The organism is Microvirga antarctica, assembly GCF_017921815.1.
Classification (GTDB): domain Bacteria; phylum Pseudomonadota; class Alphaproteobacteria; order Rhizobiales; family Beijerinckiaceae; genus Microvirga; species Microvirga antarctica.
The window spans coordinates 1-429 of sequence record NZ_JAGEMM010000018.1; the positions used below are offsets into that span (position 1 = coordinate 1).

Here is a 429-nt window from a genome sequence, read left to right on the forward strand (position 1 = left end):
GCATTCGCCGTTACGCTGCTGGGTATGGGTAAAGTCATCGCCTGTACTACCCTTTTGGTAGGCAATCAGGCTTCGGCTGACGGCTCCTTCATTATCGCGCGCAACGAAGATGGCTCGGCAAATAACGCCAAGCATAAGGTTATTCATCCCGTCGCGTTTCATCAACAAGGCGAGTATAAAGCACATCGGAACAATTTTAGCTGGCCGCTTCCGGAGACAGCGATGCGCTATACGGCAATTCATGACTTTGATACTAACGATAACGCCATGGGTGAAGCCGGTTTCAATTCGGCGGGCGTCGGAATGAGCGCAACGGAAACCATTTATAACGGCAGAGCGGCGCTGGCTGCCGATCCTTACGTGACAAAAACGGGAATCACGGAAGACGCCATTGAGTCCGTGATCCTGCCAGTGGCGCAATCGGCGCGT

Annotated in this window: 1 protein-coding gene; it reads left to right on the forward strand. The window is 53.4% G+C overall.

Going from position 1 to position 429, the window contains the following annotated elements:
- On the forward strand, positions 1–429 hold a 429-nt coding region (locus tag J4G32_RS20675), incomplete at both ends, for a C69 family dipeptidase (RefSeq protein WP_210497508.1).